This is a genomic window from Legionella quateirensis (assembly GCF_001467955.1).
In the GTDB taxonomy this organism is placed as follows: Bacteria; Pseudomonadota; Gammaproteobacteria; order Legionellales; family Legionellaceae; genus Legionella; species Legionella quateirensis.
This window is the reverse complement of the sequence record NZ_LNYR01000049.1, coordinates 42,926-68,023: the sequence shown is the minus strand read 5'-3', so window position 1 is coordinate 68,023 and position 25,098 is coordinate 42,926. Positions and strand designations below refer to the sequence as shown.

Sequence of the window (25,098 nt, the reverse complement as noted above, 5' to 3'; positions counted from 1 at the left end):
AATGCGTCTTTTTGAGATCGGTAACCAAGAAGAATTAAACACATATCAAGGCGTGTTGACTCCTCACCAAATGATTGCCAACACCCCCTGAAATTAATGCTATTTTTTAATGGCATCAATAAAGGATGATGAAAATAAACGGATATTAATTATTAAAACAAATACAGAGTGATTGTTAATTTTAATGCTTGATAATCAAAGAGTTAGATCTGGTTTCTGGATCTCTCTCTGCATTGCAAATCATAATTTTCCTGTCTTAATATAGAAATTCATTCGATTATTTTACTGAGCAATTGATGGCACCACTTACTGTATTTGCTTTTGGTACTGGAGAACAAAGTCATAAAACAAAAAATATAATATCCCAATTTTCTGAAGCCTGTATCAGCGATCATCTCATTATCGAAGGCCCTGATTGGCTTGGAAGAGAAGTTAAGGGTAATGCCAAAAACGCTGCTCGGCGTATCGTAAAATGGTTAAGTGCTCAAAACAGCATGGATAACACGTTAAATTTAACTGGGTTTAGCCGTGGATCCGTCACCTGCATTCATATTGCAAACCGTCTAAAACAATTCGAATCCTATCTGGAACATCGAGCAAAACCATTAAATGTACAGCAAACCAAATTACTTGCCCAATTAAAGGCATTAAAATTAAACCTATTTGCAATTGATCCGGTAGCCGGCATGAGCGATAAAGGTGAAAAGCTCGCTCGAACCATTCCAGACAATGTTAAAAATTATATCGCTTTACTGCAAATGGATGAGATGCGGCGTGATTTCAAACCCCAGGACATCACACGCACCATTATCATGTCACCAGAACAAACAAAAGTATCCATGTTGCCTATGTATGGGAATCATTCGGATAACACTAAAATAAAAAATGAGAAGATGCAGAGTGGCGCAAAAATATCCTGGTATATCTTGCATCATTTCTTAACCCATAACGGTACTCTATTCATAAATAACCAATTACCGCCAATAATTGCTCATCATCTTGAACAGGGTGTAACAGAGCTTCCTGAACAACCTGATGCTAAAAATCTATTAAAATTATGTTCACTTCACCATAAAGAACGAGAACATTATTTAATATCAGGCCAGGAATTTAAAATTCATGATGGAATACCCCTTCCCAGGATAGCGAGAACGTTAAATAACCATTTAAAATATTATGTAAAAAATTCCCAATTTTTTACGAATCAATTAGAGCGAGAATTATTTAAAATATCCTATCCCAGAACGTTTAATTATTTGTTTGAAAAAAATCAGTTTGATGAACGTTTTCCCCACAACAGCGCCAGTACAAAGCAAGAGGTCATTGCAGAACTTGAACACCTCAGACAGGATGATCCCGATTTATTCATACGGCTGGGTACACGAGGAGTAGCTTCTACTGATAAGGGTATCACTCTGGGCAATCCTCGTGGCATCTATTATTTAGAGCCTTGTGCCAGCATCCAGCAAATTGCGCCACAGATGGTACCTGAGCTGGTGAAACAGCGTTCACCAGCAATGAATAAACTGCCACAACTTGAATTGGAAGTGTATCGGCTCTGTTTTCGTTATCAACGAGAAAAATCTGAACTGAATTTTGACTCTAACCGCGCCCAATCCTCTCTTGTTATACACATTCGCAATGAAATCAATTACATTGTAAATAATTCCTCATTGAGCAGGGATATAAAGCATCATCTCATCCTTGACAAAATTGAATCACATTATGAATTTCTGATTCAGTCCAATAGCTCATCTGAATTAAAATTCATGTTACGTGATCTATTAAAAAAACAAGGACGCCAGTACCAGATTCATAAACATTCATTGTTAAATGGCGTTTTGATAGGGCTAGTAGACGCTTTAATCTGTCTCGTCAGAGAACTCATCAGCTTTGTAGGAAATTTAGGTTATATTGGAGGAGCGACTTTAAGTTTTATTGGCACCGGAATTCAGGATCTGGGACGACGAATCAATGAAGTGCTTGGGGAGTTTGGCTATAATCCTCTAAAATATACACTGAGCGCTCTTGCGACTCTATTGGAGATACTTGGCTTTGCGGTTAAAAACAGTTTTGGACTAAAAGCGATAACCGAGATAATTATATTATGCATAAACGGTATTAAAAATACTTTGGTCAAGGCAATCAACAGTACCGAAGTGGAGCGATTGGACAATCATCAAATAGAAGCACTCGAGCATCCGGAGAACTATTCCACATACAAGACCGCAAAATTCAGACATCGATTGCATTATCAACCCCTAAATAATTCATCAGAACAAGAGCTACCCCATCAGGAAAAAAATACCCTTGTTTCAAAAATACTGACCGCGGTAGATCTTTAAATCCCTGAAGGGCCTGCGATTGTCTCTGGATACAGCAGAAATTGGGTTGAATTTAGGCGAATAACTCCATCAACTTATATCACTCAGGGTAACTTCAGGAACTTCCATGATAAGATGTTCCGTATAAGCAGTAGATGGCGTTTGAAAACCAATTGGAGCATTCCCTGCTAATATGTTCTTCATAATGATTAATGAGATTATTGAAGTCAATTCATAACCATTTGGTGTAGTCATCAAGGCGGCTTTTTTAATGCCCTCACGATTTATCACTTCACCGTATATTTTAGAAAGCGAATTTTGTCGTTCGGCACTGGATGGCCCCTCAGGTAATTGTCTAATTTTATATTCAATAAAATGTTTAATAGGTGTCCATTTAAATATCGATTTAACAGGATTAATCCATTTGTTAAATTGAATCATTTTTTTGGGTAATGCCATATAGGTTTCTATATGAGGTATTCCAGTACTCCACCAGGCAGAAGCTAAATCACCCCATGAAACGGTACTGCAAATTAACGATTTTTGAATGCCGAAATCAAAGGTTCGCGTCTTCCAGTTCTTGGAATTATGATTTAATTGGCCATTTTCTCGAATAAGTGTTCCTTCAGAAATCCCTGACATCATCGTTCTGGCAGTTCCACGAGAAACACTCGAACCCGATTTCATTCCCTTTTGTAAAAATCCTATGGCAAGAGTTAACTCTATTGCATCGGGTAATTTACTCTTCAAATGCTGAGCCAGGCAGTCACTGGGCACAACATCAAATCCCGCGCCAGGTAATATCATAATCCCTGCGGATTTAGCCTGTTCATTCAAAGTCATTAATTGTTCAATAACCTGGACTTCACCAGTTATATCGACATAGTGAGTTCCTGCTGCAAGACAGGCTTGAACCATTTTTTTATACGTATGGATAAAAGGGCCGGCGCAATGCAAAACCGCTGTAAATTCCTCTAAAATATTTTTGGCTTGTTCAAAATCTTCAAGATCCAAAACTCTATAATCCAGATTTAATGCTTTTGACTGACGAATCAGTTGTTCTTTATTTCGTCCACCCAACACTGGATTCAGCCCTTGTTTCACGCTTAATTCAGCAATTAATGTTCCGGTATAGCCATAAGATCCGTAAATTAAAAAATTTTTTTTCTTACTCACGCCAATCCCTTGTTAATATACTGATTTAATTCATCTTATAACTTTATTTCAATATTATCGAGATGAAATTTAGTCTGTTAATGACTTCAAAGTCTATATTAATCAAGTTAACATAGAGCATTGGAATCCTTTCTAAAGTTTCTATGAGAACACCCCATTTACTTGATCACCTGATAGCGGAGGTAGATACTGCCCTTCGCACATTACTTCCTCCCTTGAAGAGAGTATCGTCACGTCAGTCACCAGCAGCACAAATTGACGACGTACGTCTCTCTTCTCATGATAAAAAGCATGTTGCAGGTTTAATGCGAGTAAACCATTCCGGTGAGGTGTGCGCACAGGCCTTGTATCAAGGACAAGCACTAACAGCCCAATTAGCACATGTTAAAGAGCAAATGACTCAAGCTGCAATCGAAGAAACAGATCATCTGGCTTGGTGTGAAGAGCGTTTGGCAGATTTAGGTTCTAAACCCAGTATACTGAATCCGTTCTGGTATTGTGGCTCCATTTTCCTGGGTGCGCTTGCTGGAATTGCCGGAGATAAAATCAGTCTGGGATTTGTTGCTGAAACGGAACGTCAGGTAACAGCCCATTTAAAAAAACATGTGCAAGGTTTACCTGAGGAAGATGAAAAATCCAGGGCAATACTTGAACAGATGCAAACTGATGAGGAGCATCACGCAGCTATGGCCATTGAAGCCGGAGCAGCAGAGCTTCCCTATCCAATAAAACAATTAATGAGTATCGTATCGAAGCTAATGACCAAGAGTAGTTACTACTTTTAAACAAGGAACTGTTAGATATGGACTACAATACATTATTTATTCTGTTCGTCATTTTCATAGCCTTCGTGTTTGATTTTATCAATGGATTTCATGATGCAGCAAACTCCATAGCGACTATTGTTACTACTGGAGTTCTGACACCGAGGCAAGCCGTTTTATGGGCGGCCTTTTTCAATTTTATAGCCTTCCTCATTTTTAATCTGACTGTGGCAAAAACGATAGGAAGCGGTCTGATTGACACCGATCTGGTGAATTCACAATTTATTCTGGCAGCTCTGATAGGGGCTATATTCTGGAATCTGGTGACCTGGTATTACGGTTTACCTTCAAGTTCCTCTCATGCTCTTATTGGAGGATTGGCTGGAGCAGCTATAGCCAAGGGTGGTTATACATCACTTAAATTAGCAGGATTTGCCAAGGTGGCCGCGGGTATATTCATATCTCCCGTTCTGGGTTTACTCATTGGGTTTCTCATCACTCATTTTTTAACTACCCGGCTCAAACATAAAAGTGAAGAGCAACTTGATAAATTATTTAAAGGCTTCCAATTATTTTCCTCGGCCTTACTCAGTCTGACACATGGTGGAAATGATGCCCAAAAAACAATGGGGATCATCGCCATTCTTCTCTTTTCTGCATCCTGGATTAGCGGAGAATTTTATGTGCCATTCTGGGTGGTCGTTTCCTGTCATTTGGTAATCAGTCTTGGTACCCTGGCTGGTGGGTGGCGGATCATTCATACCATGGGAAACAAAATAACCAAATTGAATACTCTAAAAGGCTGCGCTGCGGAAACCGGTGCCGCTTTTACTATTTTTGCGGCCACCGAATGCGGTGTTCCTGTATCAACAACACATACGGTTACTGGTGCGATAGCTGGAGTAGGTTTAGTCAGTGGATTTTATGGCACCCATTGGAAGATGTTACGCAGAATCTTTCTGTCCTGGATGTTGACCATACCTGCAGCAGCAATGGTTGCTGCTGCAATTATGTTAACCTTGCTTTAACTCATGATTCTGTTGAACACGACCCTTTAATTTGCAATGAGCTGTTTTTGCGACTAAAGGCAAAATACACCACCAAGCCAACTACCATCCACACTGCAAAACGTATTAGAGTAACCAAAGGTAAATTAATGATTAAATACAAACAACTGACAATACCTAAAATCGGAACATAAGGCATGCCAGGAGTTTTGTAGGGTCTGTGCATATCAGGCTGGATTTTACGTAGATATAAAACGCCCCCACAAACAATGATAAAAGCAAATAAAGTACCAATATTGACTAATTCAGCCAACGTTGTAATTGGTGTGACGGCAGCGAATAAAGCCATTAAAGTACCACAGAGCAAAATGATACGAATTGGCGTTTTGGTCTTGGGATGCGTTTTCGAAAACATCCTTGGCAACAAGCCATCTCGGGACATGGCCAAAAACACTCGGGTTAAGCCATAAAATAATACAAGCATTACCGTAGTCAGGCCGGCTATAGCACCAACTCCAATCAACCCAGCCGCTGTTTTATGCCCCAGAACCAGTAGGGAATGACTGATCGGTGAAGAAACATTTAGCGTTGTATAATGAGCAATAGCAGTGAGTAAGCCTGAAACGATAATGTAGAGAACAGTACAAATCAGCAATGAACCAATAATTCCTTTAGGCAAATCTCGTTGCGGATTAATTGCTTCCTCTGCTGCAGTAGACACCGCATCAAATCCAACATAAGCAAAAAATATCAACGATGCCCCTTTCATTACTCCCGCCCAACCAAAAGGCATAAATGAAGACCAGTTTTCAGCACGAACCTCTGTAGAAGCAATGACAATAAAAATAAAGATAACCGACAGCTTAATTAAGACCATCGTGTTATTAAAACGAGTACTGGACTTTACTCCAATGATTAATAAGCAGGTCAAGGCAGCAATAATAGAAAAGGACAGTATATTAAAAGAGCCTCCATCGACAGGACCATGCAATAAATAATTGGGCACATGCAGTTTCAGCGCTAAAAGAAAATCATTGGCATAACCACTCCAGCCCACTGAAACCGCTGAAACCGAGATGGAATATTCCAACAATAAATCCCAGCCAACTATCCAGGCGAGTAATTCACCAAATCCGGCGTAAGCATAGCCATACGCGCTACCACATCCGCCTATAGAAGCGGCGAGTTCAGCATAGGAGAGTGCTGCAAACGCACAGGCAAATCCTGCTACAACATAGGACAATATTACTGCTGGGCCAGCTTGGGTAGCAGCAACTATACCGGTAAGAATAAAAATTCCGGCGCCTATGATGGCACCAACTCCTAACAAGGTAAGATCGAATACAGTAAGACATTTGGCTAAAGGAGTTTCATTATCTAATGATTCAGCAATATCTTTTTTGCGAAACAAGTCCATGATAGTATGCTCTCAGGTTTATGACTTTATTTTATATCAACAAATTAATCTGAGTTATTAAAATATAAAGTCCGGTTAACAGCCATATAACTAAAACCTTTCACAATTTAACTCTATCACTAAATAAAGGCTGGGAGAAACCCCGCAAAGGTTAATATTTGAATGAAAAGAATAATTTCCAGCATGCTGATACTGTTTGCATTAACGCTGAACGCCGCCCCTGAAGAGCCGAAAAATACCTGTTCTCACTGGATGTCTGTTTTAAAACCGGTATGCCAACGTTTGCATCAAATCTGGACGGAGGGAGATACCGATCTTTATTTTTCCGGCTATGCCTGGCATAACCGTTATACTTACAGTCGTGAAAAAATTAATTCCTATAATGAAGCGGCTCTGGGAGGAGGTCTAGGGAAAGGCCTGTTTGATGAAAAAGGAAACTGGCATGGATTATTTGCCCTTGCATTTCTTGACTCACACAGCGACTGGGAACCTGCTGCAGGGTATGCCTATTTAAAAGTAGCTTCACTGAACAAAGATCTAAAAGCCGGTCTTGGATATTCTGTACTGCTTACAGCTCGCTCTGATATTAATAACTACATGCCATTCCCGGGCATTCTTCCCTGGACATCAATTTTTTATAAAAAAATGACCTTAGCCGCTACTTATATCCCTGGATTTAATAAAAATGGGAATGTTTTATATATTTTAGGAAAATATACTTTTTAATCAATTGAAAACTCAACCTGATAAAAAATTAACTAGTCAAAATAGTTGCAACAGAATATTCATCTTGTTAGTCTCTCTATGAATTTTAACCCTATGTAACAAGGAGATTGTAACATGATGTTCAAATCAAAGCTGGCCACTTTTGTTAGCGCTTTAGTCCTTGCCAGCTCTGTTTTCGCTGCTCAAGATATACCTGAAGTATGTCCAGGCATGGCAGCCATACAGGCAGAAGGGATGACCAATGCGGCGGAAATTCTTGAAGGATTATATCTGACATTTAATTTAAGTCATTACGATACACCTTCCAATTGGGTATTTATAATGGGAGCAATTAATGCGGATTCTGAAGAACTAGCTATTGAAGAAAGCAATCAGGTTCTTTCAACCATGTCAGGCTCGCCAACTCCTCAGGATGATGGTGAGGGAAGTTGGGTATGTGAATATGAAACGAATATCCCGGATATCTCTGCATTTGCAGTCCAAGCAGACGATATGATATCCCCATTAAAAATGTCCAGATACCTCAGAAGACACCACTAAATTAAATACATCATTACGGAAGCTGGTTCTGCTTCCGTACATTTGATGACCCAAGCTTCCGCTATCCTTGATTAAAACCATGAGCTTCTTTCATTAATAAAATATTTGTCTTCATTTTGGTGGTTAGTACAATATTGTGCTATGTTTTCTAAAGGAATACCAATCTGGATGATTAAGATGAAATCATTTGTTGAGCAAGCTCACTTTTATGCTGAATACCACCAAAACGCGATGACTCGTTATACTCATATGGCCGGAGTACCATTAATCATCCTGTCCATTATGATTCTCTTAGGGTTCGTAAAAATTATCATACCAGGGGTCTTTGAAACCAATCTGGCCTGCCTTACTACTTTAGTAGTTTTGATTTACTACTACCGATTACATTGGCAGCTCGCCTTGGCACTTACCCCAATTATGCTCATTTTATTGTGGTTGGCCAGTTGGTTTAATTATTACGGTCCGACTAAAGTAGGAGTTTGGGCTTTCTTAATCACTTTTATCGTTGGTTGGGGATTACAGTTTTATGGACATTATATTGAAGGCAAACAACCCGCATTCATGGTTAATATAGGCCAGGCATTTATCGCCCCACTCTATCTTACTGCCGAATTATTTTTTATGGCTGGATACATGCAGGAATTAAAAGTGCAAATCTACGGCACTGTTGAAGCAGAACCTGAAAAATAGTTCACTTGAAACGGTCTCTTGACTATGAAATCTTGAGCACGTGTTATTGAAGGCATCCAGTTGAGCCTTCAATAACACGTGCTCAATCAACACGGCTCTCCGCTAAACAAGTCCTCTTCATTCAGTCGAACAGATCTTAACGAACCAAGGGGCAATTCACCAACCAATCCCCTCATCATTTATAACGCCGAAAAAATGCTTATTTAAATTTCAATACTCTTATAAATACCCGTCTTTGCGAGCAACGCGAAGCAATCCAGAATGGAAACTTATTGGAAAAGTGTTCTGGATTGTTTCACTTCGTTCTGAGGTATCCCCTCATAATTTACAACACCAAAAATGTATTTATTTAAGCCTCAATGGTCAATTTAATGTCCGTCTTTGCGAGCAACGCGAAGCAATCCAGAACGGAGCCCTATTGGATAGGTAGTCTGGATTACTTCACTGCGTTCGTAAAGACGAACGTGTATACAGAATGGTATATATAATTATCCTCTCTTGAATGAGGAGAATACTCATGGCTATTCACCAGCAAATTGAGGCATGACCAGTTTAAAGCAATGATGAATTTTATTATTCCGTTTAAAATCCTGATCTATAGTCTGACTGCTGATGTCCTGTATGGAATATTTTTCTTTGAGCTGAGGATCCAGTTTAAACTGGCGAAAATTCGTAGAAAAATACAAAACACCGTCAGGATTTAACAAACGCATTGCCGAGTTTATTAAAGCAACATGATCTCTTTGAACATCCAACGTATCCGTCATCCGCTTCGAATTTGAAAAACTGGGAGGATCTAAAAATATGACATCAAACCTATCTCGTGTCGTTTTTAACCATTCTCGACAATCAAATTGGATGAATTGGTGTTTTGAGAGAGCAATTTGATTCAGTCTAAAATTATCTTCTGCCCATTTTAAATAGGTATTGGATAAATCCACATTTGTTGTTACTGCTCCAGCTAATGCGGCATGAACACTGGCACTGGCCGTGTAACAAAAACAGTTAAGAAATCGAGTACCTGCTTTCAATTTGGAAAATCGCAATCGCAAGGGTCTGTGATCTAAAAATAAACCTGTATCCAGATAATCATAAAGATTCACCAGCAGTTTTGCTCGGCCTTCCGTCACGACCATTGTGTGTCGTGTTTTATCCATTTTTTGATACTGCTCTGAACCCTTTTGTTGCTTACGCTGTTTCACTACTAATTTATCCGGCTCAATACTTAATGCCCGTGGCACCACCTGCATGACTTCCAGGCTCCGTTTTTCAGCCTTTTGAACAGGGATACTGGACGGTGCGGCATATTCTTGCAATACAGCATAATCATTATAAATATCAATAGCATAGGCATATTCTGGTAAATCAGCGTCATAAATCCTGTAACAGGAAATATCATTCTTGTTTGCCCATTTTTGCAAATGATTCCTGTTTTTTTCCAGTCTATTCAGCAACATTTGTGCATTGGGTGACAAGGTACTCGACTGGGTACCTTTTAATTCATTCTCTGCCGTAAGTTCAAAACAATATAACTTACATTCGATAGGGCCGTTAAATAAAGTATATTGTTTGCCTGCTCGTAAACCTATAGCCTTGGCAAGGATTGGATTTGAAGTGAGCACCGCAGCGTTCCATCCCTGATAATAACGATGAAGCGTACTGCCCAACTGTTGATATATCGGTACAAGCTGTGTCGTTTCACCCAACCGCTCTCCATAAGGTGGATTACAGACAACCAATCCGTTCTTAACTGTCGGCCTTGAATCATTCACTGCCAGAGTTTTGAATTCAACTAAAGGCAACACCCCCGCACGCTCTGCATTGGTACGCGCCAAGGCAATTAATTTACTGTCGTTATCCGAACCAGTAAGTTTAACCGTTAGAGGTTTAACCTGTTGTAAAGCCTGCACTCGTAATTTTTCCCAGAGGGATTCTTGATGTTGAGCCCAATATTGCAAGGAGTGATCCTGACGTAACAATCCTGGCGCGATATGTGCTGCCATCATGGCGGCTTCAATAACGAGGGTTCCTGAACCACAAAAAGGATCATGCAAACCATAGCCCTTAGCCGCTAATTCAGGCCATTTTGCCCTTATCAACAATGCTGCAGCTACATTTTCTTTTAAAGGAGCCATTCCTGCCTTGCTACGATATCCCCGTTGATGCAGACTGTATCCTGTTAAATCAAAACTTACGGTTAACATATCATTTTTTAAATGAGCATGAATGCGGATTTGTGGTTTTTCTTTGTCTACATTGGGTCTCGAACCATTTAAGCGACGGAAATGATCAACAATTCCATCCTTAACTACCTGAGCGCCGTACATGGTATTACGAATCTGATCAGAAGCACCATGAAACTCTATGGCTATGGTTTTATCATGGGTGAACACAGTCTGCCAATGAAAACCAGTGCACAGTTGATGCACTGCTTGTTCATTTGCTGCATGACCGCTAAATAAGACCAATTGTATTCTATTGGCAATACGTGACCACAGGCACAACTGGTAAATAACAGGTAAGGTCGCTTCCCCATAAACACCTTGAGGACTTACTCGAGTACTGTACAAACCCAAAGACTTAAGTTCTTCTTCCAATAAATATTCGAGCCCCTTTGGACAACTTACAAATAATGAATAATTCATAATATAGAAGTCCTTAAGTAACGAAAAAGAGCCTTTGCCGCACCCGTATTTTTTTCCTTCAACTGATCATCAACCGCTTTTTTTATCAACTGTCTTAATTGTTGCACGTCTTCCGGTTGATATTGATTAATAAACTCAGTCAAAGCGTCTTTACCCTCATGTATCAATTTATCCCGCCATTGTTCAATTTCATGGAAATTGGCGGTAACTGCACTGTCTTCTTCAAGAATTTTTTCATATGCCTCTAGTATTGCCTCATAATCGGCCGCACGCATTAGTTTACCGATTAATTGAGCCTGTCGTCGTTTGGCTCCATGACTTTTAATCGATTTTGCATCCATAATTGCTTTACGCAAATTATCAGGAAGAGGTAAAGAATCTATCTTTGCCACGCTTAAATCGATAAACTTTACACCCGTTTTTTGTAAAAAATCGGCTTCTCTTTTTTTCTGTGATTTACTGACTTGCTCATCCATAGTATGCACTGGTATCTAAAAATTGTGCTGATTATACTATATATGCCTAAAGCCTGATACTACAGGCTTTAGAGAACTTTGACAGATTAAAGTAATCTGATTCATCGTGGGACAAAAACATCGGGATTAAACGCTTCCAATCCTGCTTCATCCAGCAATTGCCGTGCTTTTAATGCGATATAAGAATGAGTTATCGTAGTTGGATGCACATGATCCCAAAAAACATAACCCTCGCAATTTAAGGGTTCTGCCTTGTTTTGGGCTGGCAATAACTCATAAATATAACCAGTAGCTGCCGCTTCTCTTAATTCAGGGTTATTCTTTATCATATTCCATTGTTTGGACTTTAACCTGGGATCACGTTTTTTCAGATAGGAATACAAGGCCTGATCATCTGGTTTGTATTGTACCAGCCATCCTGAATAACTGCCTAAATAGCAAGGGTCTGTCATATTGACGAAACCAAAATCTGAAGCATGAGCCATTGCTTCATTAAAAAAGTCATAAACATTAAAATAGACTAAGGTAGCCTCAGGGTATTTAAGCCTTAATTCCTCAACCTTGACAGCCAGTTTACGATTATGAGTTTGCACCAGCTCGGTAAGTAAGGATTGTGTACCCATCTCTTTAGCCTGAGGAACTTGACCCAGATCAGGTATATTGGCAATAAAGAATTTATCACCGCCATGACTGATAATACGCTCAACCACGCCTCCAATTGCATCCACAACCGAGTCAGTGATAGATTCAACATTAGTTGGTCCATCAAGATAATTGTTTGCGCCTATCCATATGGCATACAAACTCGTTTCTTTCTTACCGTAGGTATTCCAATAGAGATAATCGTTCAATTCCATAGTCAGGGTAACCGGCAGTTTTTCTTTATATGATAGAACTGCGCCAGCGCCACCTACCGCATAATTTTGAAATCCGTCCAAATTACCGTAGGGATAATAGGATTCATAAAGCTGTTCTATCCAAACAGGGCCATTAGAAAAATGCCCTTCAAAATAGGGGGGAGAGATGGGGATTTGATACCACAGAAAACGATATAAATTACCATTGTCTGACATGCTGTCACCGAAGATGACCATCGTATCGAATCTCTTGTTAGCAGCTAGACATGAGGTGAACAATAAAACTAATAAAACACATAGCGTTTTTTTCATGCAGTCTATCCTTGACTAATAACAATTAATATTATTCAGCTGTAGCCAATGCACCTGTCGATTGAGGAAGGGTCCTGTTGGGTTTTGAGCGAAAATAAGTATGTCCAATGGCAAGCAGATTATAAATTAATATAAATAATAATAGCGTATGCAACCAGCTAATCGTTAATTGAGAAAAAACCGGGATGGTTAACATCACCCCTAAACATCCAGAAAGACTTAAAATCAACGTTTTCTTTAGAGGTATTTTATCTTGCTGTAAAAAGACCAGCGTTGTAAGTGGTTGCTGCATTGCTCCAGCCGTCGTCATAATAGGAAAGGCAACAACGGGTGAAATATTCATTACAAACAGCACACCTTGAACCATAACAAATAAACCGATACCTACGGAAGTCAAAGCGCCACAAATTACCAGAGCAAAAAATCCTATCACCAATTTCCATGAATGCAGCTCAATCAGATCACCGCCAACGGGTAATAGACGAAATTGATGGGATATTAAAAGCGCGATGATTAATGCAAAGGAACACATCATGGCTAATCGAATGGCCTGTTTACTCAGCTGGCTTACAACAAAACCACCCAATAAACCGCCTATACAGGTTCCTGCGACCAGGGTTAATAATGTGGTTAAATCCACATCAACCAAATGCATAAAAAATAAAGATTCAATGGCTCCGGGAATTACCTGAGCTCCATTATTTACTGCCGGCAGTTCATCATCTCGAAAGGTGCCTAATAATTTAGCCAAGGCAACATTTACAGCAAAACTGCCAACACCCAATGTATCAGCAATAAATGCGAGTATGCCGCTAAAGGTAAGCTTGATGTATTGAGTTATCGATAAAGGAACGGAAGGCTCCCGGCGAAGTTTAATTACCATCACAACGACACAGAACAAACTCAAAATTAATATGCCAATGGTAATGAAATAAATGGCCATTCTGCTCTCAACACAAAATTAATAGTTATCCCTGATGAATTGCTAACTGAATACCAACTTAAATTTTAATCCTGTCGAATTTCAGGGTAAATATAGCTACGTGATTATATACTAATTTCCATGTTCAGCAAACAACATTTAGATTAAAAAAAATCCTGAGTGCATCATGCAAATACATGTATTGTGCTATAAGACAAACCCTCAATTCATTAAAATCAATTAAGGGTTGGTCTTTTTATACTACGCAGCTTGAAGTATCAATACCAACCTGACCAAAAACGGATTGAATCAAAGCTGAATCTACACTTAAATCCCTGCCCGCATAAAGTACGCCACAGGCACCCGATTTAAAATCAGTTGTAGGCGTCCAATACTTCATATTGGCAATGACCATTAAATGATAGGCTTTTTTAATCCCCAAATCTCTGGAGAGCAAATAAAATGCTTTATTAAATACACCACTCGCGGTGTGAACTATATAGTTTTGACGATCTTGCGGATTGTCTATTTTGGATTCTGCGAAAGCAACTAGCTCATCATAGCTGATAGCGCAATAGGCCCCATTACTTTGAGCGAGAGCTTTATCCAGACAATCAGCCGAACTGCCATCAGAAGAAGGATAATCCATAAATCTCAATGCTTTTCCAAAGGCATCACGGATTATAGTCTCACCAATACCCCAGGTTATTTCATCAGGTTGTAAATAGGCTTTACTGTACAGAAGAGGATTTTGTTCTAACAGATAGGCACGGGAAGCCTGTCCAGCCATATCAGATATGGATTCATTCAGAGCACCTGACTGATCATGGTATTCAAGACCTGAATGTTGTTCCGTGAACCCATGAGTTACTTCATGACCCGCAACATCCAGCGATACCAGGGGATAAAAATCTTCTCCATCGCCAAAGGACATGGCCTGTCCATCCCAAAAAGCATTGTCGAAATGTGTACCAAAATGAACGCGCATGACTAACTTCATTGGCCGGCCATCAACCTGTTGCAAAGCATTCAATCCATACCAATCCTGATACATATTCACAATAGTATGACCAAAAAAATAAGCATCATTACTTGGAGAAAAGGCGCCATTTATATTTTCTTCTGTATTCTTATTGCACGTATATTGAAAAGGGGTGTTGATTTTATTGTCCCAGTCCCATTTGGAAGCAAGGTTAACTAATTTCACTTTGGCATTATCCATCACACACTGATTACCCATTTGAGTAACGTCCAGCGCCGGCAAACCATCCTTGCCATACCAATACTCATGAACCTTTTCATTTCCACCAGGACCACTATCCAGATAGGTTTTAATATTATTCCATTGGTTAAGCAAAGTACCGGTTTTGGCATCGATGACAAAGAAAGGCCAAACCGGCTTATCATGTTCCTTAATGCTTTTAAATGAAACCAAATACACCAGAGTTAACTCGTCATCCGGATTGGGCCTGATCTGTAATTCAGTCTTTTCTTGTTCTGTGTCCGCCTTGGGGTTAACACTAAAATAAGATTTTTTAGCCAATTCCATTGCCTGTTGACTGCTGATAACGGGCTTTATATCAATTTGAATGTCTTCCATTAAATGCCCATTAACTTCAGCATTTTCCTTGGTTAAACCAGCCTGATTGCCGCTCTTGGATATCATGATCTGAGCACCAATAACCGGGATACCCTTATACAGCTGTTGATACCGAGTAATTTTCGTGTTGTCTTCCTGAGTTTGATTCAGTTGCTGCAAAGAATTATTTTGGGGAGAGGTGTTCAATGTTCGAACTGATTTAGAAGAGTCTTGAGTCAGGGAAAATTGATTTAAACGATTAATAGGCGCCTGATATAAGTCCACTTCATTTGCAGCAAGAAGAGAAGGTGAAGCAAATACAAAGAAACATAGAGCGATTTTTTTTAACATAGGAAGCATCCAAAAATTAAAAAACCACGCCATAGTGTCATAAAAATAAACATGATGCAATATTTTTCTTCAGTAGATAAGTAGCCTTGATGCAATAAAACTCATTAAACAATTCACATGACTCATCATATTACTATTTCTTTCATCTTAAATAAGCAATACCATTACTCGTGCAATATATTAAAAATTACCTGGTAGTGATATCAGCTATTTACTCAAGGATGAAAAGAGTTATGAATTATATTAAAAGCGGCGCTCTTATTGGTCTGGGATTATTATCCTGCGTGTCAATGACTTTTGCTGGACCTCTTGAACTGTTCATACAAAAGCATCAGGAAAATAAGCAACCATTACTCGCAAGCCGATCCATAAAAACATCACAATTTACTCAACTTTTAGATCATAATCATCCTGAGTTGGGAACATTTGCTCAGCGCTACTATCTGGATGAAACTTACGGTCCTAAATCCACTGATCCCGTATTGTTCTATATCTGCGGAGAGTCCGCTTGCACTCAAAGAGCATTAAATGGTGCGATTAGAACTTATGCAAAAAAACATCATGCCAAATTGATTGCCCTGGAGCATCGTTATTATGGAGAAAGCCTGCCTCTAAGTACCTTTTCAACACAAGACTTACGCTTTTTATCCACTGAAGCCGCCCTAGATGATTTGGCTTATTTCCAACGTCAAATGATTAAGGACCGGAACTGGACTGGAACTTGGATAGCGTTTGGAGGTTCTTATCCGGGATCCTTATCAGCTTATTATCGATTGAAATTCCCCTATTTGGTTGCCGGCTCACTGGCATCATCGGCTCCGGTAATGGCCAAGGAGGATTTTTATGAATACGATGCTCACGTTACTAAAGTAGCCGGGCCTGAGTGTGCGGAACAAATGCGCTCCGTGGTACGGGAGGTTGAAGCGACTCTAAACGATGAAAATCAATTGAAGCAAATGAAGCATCTGTTTGAAGCAACCGATGTCCATGATCCGGTTGATTTTCTGTATCTTATAGCTGATACAGGTGCTGCCGCAATTCAATATGGTATGAGAAATTCTTTTTGCTCCGCTTTATCTTCCAGCGAAACCCCGCTTATTGGCTATGCAGATTTTGCCAAAAAACTTTATAAAGCCATGGATGTGACCGCAGTAGAAATTACAGCACAGGGTGCACTGAGTGAAAACCCCGAAGATTATAAAAAAGGGGTTGGAATGAGGCAATGGTATTATCAATCCTGTACAGAATACGGATATTGGCAGAATGCCAATCCAGATTCTTCACAATCGACGCGATCCTCTCTAATTAATCTGGATTATCACCGACATATTTGCCAACGTCTGTTCGGTTTGACTAAACCGGCTGATACCGCGGAACTCAATAATACGTTTTACTTTCCTTTAATGGATGATCTGGTGTCCAATATTTATTTTACCAATGGTGATAATGATCCCTGGTCTATTCTGTCACTATCCGAATTAAATGGTAATGCGGTGAATCTGAAGCTGACCTATCATTTAATCGAAGGTGCAGCGCACTGTGAAGATTTACACAGCCCAGTAGCTTCTGACTCAGAATCATTAATTACTGCCCGTAAAATTATGGATTCTTTATTAGAACAATGGCTTAAGAAAAGAACGTCAACCATCTAGCTTTGTTTCTTATCCATAAACGGTTAGTGCAGTTTGGACGTGCTGCTGATGGAGCCGTCTGATTTTATAAAGAGTATGGTATTACGATTAATTTGTTGCACTCTAAGGCATTTAAATTGAGATTTTCCATAAGCCTTGAGAGTGCGGCAATATTGATTGTTTTTAATATACCAGGTTCCTGTCCAATTTCTTTTTTTGCCAAGCAAATAGGTATATCCATAAATCGTTCCGTTTTTATTCCAACTACCATAGCCTGTAAATTTAACCCCTCCATATTTACCGAAAAAAGTGGAAGAATGGCCTGAAAGAAGCGTTTTAATTTCATTTGTCGTAAGATATTGAGCCGCGTTCACCAAACCAATTGGAACAAGTAATGTCAGGATTAACGCATTTAAAAGACCCTTCATACAACCACCGCGTAACTCAAAACAAACATAATGATTAATTTTAGACCAGCAAGTTTCTTTTTCCAAGGCAGAATAAACAATAAATGTACCTACCTTAATTCTGATGAATATTTTTCTATAATTTAATATCCAGGAACGCTATATCAAATAAGCAAGAGGTCTCAATAAGAGACCCCTGCATGAAGTACCCTACTTATTTTTGTGAAGAGGAACATGGTTTAAAAAATGCAATACCGACCAATTAAATTGTGCCGGATCTTGTATAAAAGCAAAATGACTTACTTCAGGCAAAAGTAATAGTCCCGAGTTTGGGATCATTTTTGCCATATATTCTGTATTTCCACGCTTGATCGCTTCATCATGATCAGCATCAACTATCCATGTTGGCACACTGATATTTTGCAATTGCTTTTCTGTGAAATCAGGTTGAGTTGCCCACATATGGGTAATGTTTTTAAGAAAAGCAGAATAACCGTCTGGAGTAGGTGATAACGCTTTATATTCCTGATTTGCACGCGCTATAAAGGCATTAAAAACAGGACTATCCCCATAATCTGCGTCACCGCTCGGATTCGAATTGGCCGCAAATGAAAAAAGCTGCGTTAACCGATCTGGATGATGAATAGCTAAATCAAGACCTACAATCGCACCATCACTCCAACCAACAACTGCTGTCTGCTTGATTTTAAGAAAATCCATCAAACCTATAACATCCGATGCCATCAAATCATACCCAATAGGTTGGCTACTGCACGTACTGCGACCATGACAACGACTGTCCATAACGATAACCTGATACTTTTTAGCCAGCTCAGGGACTAATTTACCCCAGTAATTTGCATTGGCCAATCCTCCGTGCAACAGGATAACAGGCCGACCATGACCAAATACTGCATACCAGATTTTAACATGATTGATTGAAGCGTAACCGCTGGATTCAGCTGTAGGAAGGGTTGGCGTTGCGGGTAAAGTCAACCATTGTTGTATCGGTTTCTGCTTATCCTGATCTGCCAAAACCACGCCATTTAGAATAAACCAACTGCTCATGATCACAACCCATAAAAAATTCCTGCGCATACATCTCTCCTTTAAGTATTAATTCATCATATATCAATTAATAGCTCATCATAATAGGTTCTTCCTGGTCTAGTTTAAAATAAATTGGTTTCCCATTAACCTGTCATTTAATCAACATTATTGCCCGTTTTAATCTCCGTCTATTGGCAGTCGCTTTAAAACAACGCTATGATAAAAATGAACCAAGGAAAGGAAGGAACAGGTTATGGATACAACCGAACATACAGAATTAGGAAATGAGTTAAGACTGGAAAACGCAGAAAATAATCCCTATTTAAGAATTGACGAATCAGGTGTACTGCATCTTCGTTTGCAACGCTTTAGTGACAATTACCTGCCTGAACCGATGCAATTGGAAATGTCTGCTGGTGAAATCATTGCTATGGCGGGGGATTTTTTTACTGAAGCAAATTGGACCATGGACTTGGATCTGCCTAAATGCGATCACTATAAATCTGCAATTGATTTAGGACGATACCTCATCAACCAAAAGTGTGATTCCAAGGAAGAAGCCGCATTAATCAAGGCCTATAATAATTTGGCTGCGCCTGATGTCAGTCGAAAGCAAATTGATACAATCTATAAAATTACCAACAGTAACTACATCCCGTTCTCTCCAACACTGGATTTTTACATGAAGCAACTGATGTATGTTCTTCGGGTTAAAAACTATGGAGAAATGGTGACTCGAAATCAGACTCACTTTACACCCTGGTCTGTAAAAGTTTATGTATTAGGTCATTCTATTGCTTTAAGATACGCCCACCTGGCTTATGAATTAAAGCAATGGGCAACAGACAGTAATTACCATTCTGAAAATCCTGATTTTCAATCGATAAAAAATACCCTTTCAAATAATAGTATCGCAACATCCCATGACGCGTTATTTGATCTGGCACATCGATATCATGCACAGGCTCTGTCAATGGAGTTCTTTACGTTTCATTACTACACCGATCATTTTGCGACAGGTCATATGGCGATGATTGGCGACTTGCGTAAAGTCTTGCAGGATCGTTTTGGTACCTGGGGTAGCATTTTAGCCAACAATCTGCACGATGAAATAAATCGTATTGGCGTATTTACCATAAGACCCTATGATCCCACGCCTGATGATAATGAAACCCCAACACGCGCTCGTGGCGATGGTAAAATCAATACCTGCCTGGATCAATTCAATCGTAAAGCATGCAGTGATGGAATGACCGCGTCAGTTAAAGATATTAATGACGTGTTACATGGCGGTCCTGTTCCAGAGCAAAAAAACTTTGGCGGTCTGGAACACATGCCTGATGTTGATTTTAACTCCAGACAACATGAACCTCTTTTTATTTTAAGCGGTGAGAAGGTATTTTACCGAAAGAAACTAAGTAAAATTCATATTTTATCACCAACAGAATATGAGGCATTACGGGAAAACCCTTCAGAGCATGGTTATACTGAATTAACCAGCAAATGGGAGGCGTTCAGGCTGGTAACCAAACTTCGCTTGTTTCCTTATATCTACGAAGGAGAAGTTCAACCTGTATCTGGAATTAAAAAAATCGAAATTATGTTAGATGAACAAAGTAGAAAACCACAACGTCAGCCTATACCTGAAAGCAGTTGTAATCCAGAATCGGATCAGACCGTTCTTGACTGGAGAACTAAAGCGTTCGAATGGGGAAATTTAAAAGACAGTATGGATGCGCTTGATGGGTTAAAAAAACACAGCGTTTTAAAATTGAAGCGCACTGAGAAACCCCGGGAAACACCGGAGTTTCAGGAAGAAGTTACTTTAAGAATGTAGGAACTTTTACATTTTTTCAGGTTACATGATTTAAAAGCCTTACGTACCGAGTGTTGTTCCTGATAAATAATTCAGCATAATATTGGAATTTTTATTAAATAAACAATTTCCAATATTATGCTAGAATAAGTTCCAATATTCATGAGGTGACTATGAACTCTGTTATCCAATTCTTATTATCTGCTGTCTTATTTATGGTTTCGGTCATTCCAGGACATGCAGAAGTAGTTCTTAATGACATTCAAGGTCAGAAAACACCGTTTTCGGCGCTTAAAGGCAAGTGGGTATTCATTAATTATTGGGCTGGCTGGTGTCAAACCTGTCTGGATGAAATTCCTGAGTTTAATCGGTTTTATCAACAGCATAAAAACGATCCCGTAGCTTTATATGCAGTAAATTTTGATGCGTTGCCTTTGTTCGAACAAAGAAATCTAATCAGACGATTCAATATCAATTATCCCAGTCTGCTTAACGATCCAGCCACTGACTTACGTCTGGGAGATATAACAGGAGTCCCTGTAACTTTTATTTTCAATCCTAAAGGTCAATTGGTTAAAACATTGTATGGTGGACAATCCGTCGAAACGTTAAATCAAGTGATTGCTGAGAACCAAAGCTAAACTGACAAAATCAGTTTAGCGTTATCCTCCAACTTTTATGCTTCTTATTGTTTCTGAAAAATCCTGAATAACGAGTTCGGATTGAGTCTGTGTTTTAAAGAACCGGAACTGTCCGGTTATCAGATTAGCAACACCGCATGAAAGGACCGAAAGTACATCACTGAGAAAATTAACCAAAACCTGTTTCCAGCCTCGATGATCACTTAAAACCGGTAATGCATTAGAAACGGCGTCGATACAATTCTTCTGAAAGTCTTGCACATTTGTTTGATTGGGCTTTCCTGAGTTAAGAAATACCTGTTCAGTATCTTGCAAGCTGTTATACAATCTGACTGCTGTTTGAGCTGCATTATCATAGTTCTTATTCGTTTTCGCAGTCTCCTGTAATCTATCTCTCAAAGACTTAATCGTTTCCAGATGCTTGGCAAAATTAATCTGTACTAAAATTCTTTGTGCATCAAAATGAGACTTGATTTGTTCTTTGGCATCAGTTGCAGCACGAACTATCGCCTCCCTTTTTTCTCTATTTGCATCCGTTATATTTTGATGAAGATGATTTAACCCCAGGGTTTTATGTGCTGAGTTTAAATCAACTCGATTTTGAATTATTTCGTCCAATTGAGTAAACAATGATTTAACCTTATTATCAACACCACCCAAAGTAATGACGTCAGAAAAAGATACAGGTACCCTTCTGATTTGTTGTATACATGACTGTATTGCTTCATTAGCCTTGGATAAAGCTTCAATACGCCGGACTCCACACTGATTAATTTCTTGTCTTTTATTATCCAGTGCTTGTTGAATTGAGAAATGGTTGCGGCCAAAATAACCCAAAAGTCCTTCTGCTGATCGCAAATCAGCTTTATATTGGATAATGGCTCCGAGTTGATTCAAGGATGCTTCAGTGGCTCGATTGACTTCTTGAAGTGTTGTTAATTGATCAAAATTGACTTCAAATGCATTAATTCGCTGCTCATAACGTGAAATGATCTGCAAGGCGTTCTTCAAAGCCAACTGTTCTGCAGCTGCGGTGATATATATTGCTTGCCGTTTCTCCTCAAGCGCCTTTTGTATTTCAGGATGCAAATTGCTGGAAATACCCAAAATGTGTTGTGCCTTCACCAACTCATCATTCGGCACTGAAAGCTTATCCAGTTCCTTCAATAATAAGTCCGTTTTTTTATCCAGTTCATCTGTTGTTTGACTAGGTGCATAATGAATTCGAACTGAATTAACCTGGTGCACCCGTTTTGCAATTACTGCTTTTGCAGAAGTAAAAGATTGGTAGTGCTCATGACCCAGTCGTTGAATTTCTCTCTTTTTGCTCTCCAGTTCCAGGCTAAGTTGCGCTACACGGGGATGAAGTAAACCCAGGGAGCCTTTGGCTGCGTCTAAATCGACCTTATGATGAATAAGCCCCTCAAGGCCTGCCAGTAATAATTGTGAATGAGCGCGAATACCATTCTCGGTTGTGACGTCTTTAAATGAAATGGAATAATTTCTAATCGCGTTGATATAAGTATCGATAACATGAGTATCCGCAATAAGCATCTCTTTCTTCTGGGCACCCGCGCTTTTAATTTGACTTCTTTTATGTTCCAGTGCCTGGACTAATTCTGGATGCGAACCAACTTCTTTCCCTAAAACACGAACTGCCTCTTCAAGATCAGATTTCAATGAAATTAATTCTTCAACCTGTCTGTTCAATTGGTGGATTTGATGGTCAATGGCATCAACAGAATTACACGAATTAAAGTTCAAAGGAAACTCCGTGATCTTCTGAATCCATCCATCGATAATACTCTGTGCCCTGCTTTCATTCATTGGCTCTTGTGCTGATAAAAACCAACGATGAAAATCACTATAAGGTTCTGCATACAACGATTCAGTAAAATCCTTTAATGACCTATTGAATAAAACTTCAAACCTTGCGCATGCCAGGGTACTCAATGCATTTGCCAAGGTAGGATTTACTGCATTTAACATAAATAATGCATCAAATAATTGTCGTGGATTCTTTCTGGCAAGATCCTGCAACAGTTCATTCAGAAATTCATCATCAATGATACTGAGATCCATCTGCTTCAGGGCATCAACTAATGGCTCATCAACGCGTCCATACATATATATATAATTAAATACGGCTTTCTCTAAAATTCTATTGGAACCAAATAATAGGCGGATGTCATCCTGATTGAATAATTGCTTATGAAATAATGTCCGTAATCCCCCACTTCGAGACAATGCATTATCTGAAGGTTTAAAATAATACTGAACTAGACCAAGCTCTATAAGATTTCGCGCCTCAGCCATAGTGCATCGTACCTCCCGACTTTTCTCACGACAGGCGACCTTTATAACCAACTTCAAATACTCAGAGTTTTTCAATCCTTGTCGTACTAATGGTTCTGAACTTTTATCCCCGATCAATCCTGCAATTGTCTTAAAATCGAGAGTACTATCTTCGGCATAAATAATGGAAAGTAACTCCAAACGAGGTATCTTTTGAATTAATCCATAGATAAATTTATCTTTATCTCCTTGCGATAGCAGAATACTATCTAAAAGATCGTTTTCTTCACCTGGAGACAACTCATTTAAAATGGATTCAAAATAAGGAATACTGCGATACACATTATAGAAATAATTAATGGTATTCTCATTCAATGGATTACGAGTATGTTGATTAACCAGTAACTGATGAAGTTTCGGATTTTGAAAAACAGATTGTCCCACTGGTATAGAACATTTGAGTAAGACTTTGGTCAACTCATGATTTTTTGTATTCGTATTATAGACACTGAATCGATAATTTCTTTTCATAATCTCATCCAGTTTATAGGTCTCCCGCTTTGTATTATCATGAGGATTAATGAGTACAAAGTCATAAGTACCATCACTGTTTTGAATCACTCTATCAATTCTTAAGGCATGGCGACCGTTTATGATCCCATATTGATCGGGTCGACCATAGGACATACTGATATACACGGGTTGAGCAGGATTTATTGTCTTTAACTTGATAATCTCATCTATGTTTTTAGTATCATGAGCTTCAACGCCGATGAATTTACCCACAAATGCAGTTGATGACATACTGTGTCTGGAACGAATGTTATGCGCTACAATACTGGCAAGAGGATCTTCATTGGGCCACTCACCTGTATAATAATAAGAGCTGATCCGCTCTATAATTTTTAGAGCCAAAGCATTAGTCCGTACACCACCCCACGCACTATCAATAACTTTTAATCGGGCCTTATCCATGAAGAAGACGTCTTCATTTGTTGCCGGATCATAATGATGGGTATACTTATCCTTCATTTTATCAGGATTAAAATTTTTGGAAGTAGCGTAGATTTCAGTACGCTTAATTCTCAGATATACCCCATCTTCTGTTTCGGTAAACAAAGATTTAACTAATTGTAATCCTTCCTCTCCGGAGTTCATAATGCAATCCAGTGCTGTTAACAAATAACAATCACCTGTCTGGCCTTGAGTTATGGTGATAGGGGTATCGTCTTTGGGAAATAATGGGGTCATTTCTTATCCTGAATATCATAAAAATCAAATTGTTCTAATATTGGTCATTATATAAGATGATTATTATGAAAACCTTAAATGCATGTGCTTTCTTTCTTTAAAATGATGAAAAATCAATTTCTTATCCGAGTTTAACCTGAACAATTCTTTGGCTTTTAGGTGGTAATCACTGATCGCGCAGTAATAAACTGGAATATCAAACTCCGCCATTGCGAGTGTAA

The 25,098-nt window shown here is 39.1% G+C and carries 19 protein-coding genes; 9 read left to right on the top strand and 10 right to left on the bottom strand.

Translation table 11 applies throughout. The annotated features are described in order from the left end of the window. The first annotated feature begins 296 nt into the window (after nucleotides 1–296). The gene (locus Lqua_RS17000) at nucleotides 297–2,345 is read left to right on the top strand and encodes a DUF5621 domain-containing protein (protein WP_058475483.1); all 2,049 of its coding nucleotides are present in this window, start codon (nucleotides 297–299) and stop codon (nucleotides 2,343–2,345) included. Between the two features lie 69 nt (nucleotides 2,346–2,414). On the opposite strand, the gene Lqua_RS16995 is transcribed toward Lqua_RS17000, so the two are convergent. Further along, on the bottom strand, nucleotides 2,415–3,500 hold the full coding sequence (locus Lqua_RS16995; protein ID WP_058475482.1) for a saccharopine dehydrogenase family protein: 1,086 nt from the start codon (nucleotides 3,498–3,500) through the stop codon (nucleotides 2,415–2,417). A gap of 143 nt (nucleotides 3,501–3,643) precedes the next feature. On the opposite strand from Lqua_RS16995, the gene coq7 reads away from it, so the two are divergent. Continuing rightward, entirely contained in the window at nucleotides 3,644–4,285 is a 642-nt protein-coding gene (gene coq7 / locus Lqua_RS16990; protein WP_058475481.1) for a 2-polyprenyl-3-methyl-6-methoxy-1,4-benzoquinone monooxygenase, read from the top strand. Between the two features lie 17 nt (nucleotides 4,286–4,302). Beyond that, nucleotides 4,303–5,292: an inorganic phosphate transporter gene (locus Lqua_RS16985; RefSeq protein WP_058475480.1), complete on the top strand. Its 990-nt coding sequence runs from the start codon at nucleotides 4,303–4,305 to the stop codon at nucleotides 5,290–5,292. A gap of 1 nt (nucleotide 5,293) precedes the next feature. On the opposite strand, the gene Lqua_RS16980 is transcribed toward Lqua_RS16985, so the two are convergent. Beyond that, complete coding sequence (locus Lqua_RS16980; RefSeq protein ID WP_058475479.1) at nucleotides 5,294–6,688, bottom strand: amino acid permease; 1,395 nt, start codon at nucleotides 6,686–6,688, stop codon at nucleotides 5,294–5,296. Between the two features lie 162 nt (nucleotides 6,689–6,850). On the opposite strand from Lqua_RS16980, the gene pagP reads away from it, so the two are divergent. The 3 genes from pagP to Lqua_RS16965 all read left to right on the top strand — a co-directional run bounded on the left by pagP (nucleotide 6,851) and on the right by Lqua_RS16965 (nucleotide 8,644). After that, the gene (gene pagP, locus Lqua_RS16975; RefSeq protein WP_058475478.1) at nucleotides 6,851–7,414 is read left to right on the top strand and encodes a lipid IV(A) palmitoyltransferase PagP; all 564 of its coding nucleotides are present in this window, start codon (nucleotides 6,851–6,853) and stop codon (nucleotides 7,412–7,414) included. Between the two features lie 114 nt (nucleotides 7,415–7,528). Then, nucleotides 7,529–7,954, top strand: a complete 426-nt coding sequence (locus Lqua_RS16970) for a DUF4949 domain-containing protein (RefSeq protein WP_058475477.1) — start codon at nucleotides 7,529–7,531, stop codon at nucleotides 7,952–7,954. A gap of 177 nt (nucleotides 7,955–8,131) precedes the next feature. Next, complete coding sequence (locus Lqua_RS16965) at nucleotides 8,132–8,644, top strand: Mpo1 family 2-hydroxy fatty acid dioxygenase (protein WP_058475476.1); 513 nt, start codon at nucleotides 8,132–8,134, stop codon at nucleotides 8,642–8,644. 521 nt (nucleotides 8,645–9,165) lie between these two features. On the opposite strand, the gene rlmKL is transcribed toward Lqua_RS16965, so the two are convergent. The 5 genes from rlmKL to Lqua_RS16940 all read right to left on the bottom strand — a co-directional run bounded on the left by rlmKL (nucleotide 9,166) and on the right by Lqua_RS16940 (nucleotide 15,786). Continuing rightward, nucleotides 9,166–11,289 (bottom strand): bifunctional 23S rRNA (guanine(2069)-N(7))-methyltransferase RlmK/23S rRNA (guanine(2445)-N(2))-methyltransferase RlmL, encoded by a 2,124-nt coding sequence (gene rlmKL, locus Lqua_RS16960; protein ID WP_058475475.1) that lies wholly within the window; start codon nucleotides 11,287–11,289, stop codon nucleotides 9,166–9,168. Beyond that, on the bottom strand, nucleotides 11,286–11,765 hold the full coding sequence (yjgA, locus tag Lqua_RS16955; protein ID WP_058475474.1) for a ribosome biogenesis factor YjgA: 480 nt from the start codon (nucleotides 11,763–11,765) through the stop codon (nucleotides 11,286–11,288). Before yjgA ends, rlmKL begins: the two co-directional genes overlap by 4 nt. A gap of 101 nt (nucleotides 11,766–11,866) precedes the next feature. After that, nucleotides 11,867–12,934 carry an SGNH/GDSL hydrolase family protein gene (locus tag Lqua_RS16950; RefSeq protein ID WP_058475473.1) on the bottom strand — a complete coding sequence of 356 codons (1,068 nt, stop codon included), beginning with the start codon at nucleotides 12,932–12,934 and terminating at the stop codon, nucleotides 11,867–11,869. A gap of 31 nt (nucleotides 12,935–12,965) precedes the next feature. Further along, entirely contained in the window at nucleotides 12,966–13,877 is a 912-nt protein-coding gene (locus Lqua_RS16945) for a TSUP family transporter (protein ID WP_058475472.1), read from the bottom strand. A 235-nt stretch (nucleotides 13,878–14,112) separates the two neighbouring features. After that, nucleotides 14,113–15,786 carry a M4 family metallopeptidase gene (locus Lqua_RS16940; RefSeq protein WP_058475471.1) on the bottom strand — a complete coding sequence of 558 codons (1,674 nt, stop codon included), beginning with the start codon at nucleotides 15,784–15,786 and terminating at the stop codon, nucleotides 14,113–14,115. Between the two features lie 233 nt (nucleotides 15,787–16,019). Between Lqua_RS16940 and Lqua_RS16935 the strand changes: the two genes are divergently transcribed. Further along, nucleotides 16,020–17,438 carry a S28 family serine protease gene (locus Lqua_RS16935; protein ID WP_083501382.1) on the top strand — a complete coding sequence of 473 codons (1,419 nt, stop codon included), beginning with the start codon at nucleotides 16,020–16,022 and terminating at the stop codon, nucleotides 17,436–17,438. A 23-nt stretch (nucleotides 17,439–17,461) separates the two neighbouring features. On the opposite strand, the gene Lqua_RS16930 is transcribed toward Lqua_RS16935, so the two are convergent. Beyond that, nucleotides 17,462–17,845, bottom strand: a complete 384-nt coding sequence (locus Lqua_RS16930; RefSeq protein WP_058475470.1) for a hypothetical protein — start codon at nucleotides 17,843–17,845, stop codon at nucleotides 17,462–17,464. Nucleotides 17,846–18,034: 189 nt separating this feature from the next. Next, nucleotides 18,035–18,922 carry an alpha/beta fold hydrolase gene (locus Lqua_RS16925; protein WP_238585606.1) on the bottom strand — a complete coding sequence of 296 codons (888 nt, stop codon included), beginning with the start codon at nucleotides 18,920–18,922 and terminating at the stop codon, nucleotides 18,035–18,037. Between the two features lie 205 nt (nucleotides 18,923–19,127). Here Lqua_RS16925 and Lqua_RS16920 point away from each other — a divergent pair, with 205 nt between their 5' ends. After that, nucleotides 19,128–20,711 carry a hypothetical protein gene (locus tag Lqua_RS16920; RefSeq protein WP_058475469.1) on the top strand — a complete coding sequence of 528 codons (1,584 nt, stop codon included), beginning with the start codon at nucleotides 19,128–19,130 and terminating at the stop codon, nucleotides 20,709–20,711. A 152-nt stretch (nucleotides 20,712–20,863) separates the two neighbouring features. Then, complete coding sequence (locus Lqua_RS16915; protein ID WP_058475468.1) at nucleotides 20,864–21,331, top strand: TlpA disulfide reductase family protein; 468 nt, start codon at nucleotides 20,864–20,866, stop codon at nucleotides 21,329–21,331. 21 nt (nucleotides 21,332–21,352) lie between these two features. On the opposite strand, the gene Lqua_RS16910 is transcribed toward Lqua_RS16915, so the two are convergent. Beyond that, entirely contained in the window at nucleotides 21,353–24,877 is a 3,525-nt protein-coding gene (locus Lqua_RS16910; RefSeq protein ID WP_058475467.1) for a coiled-coil domain-containing protein, read from the bottom strand. Nucleotides 24,878–25,098: the final 221 nt, after the last annotated feature.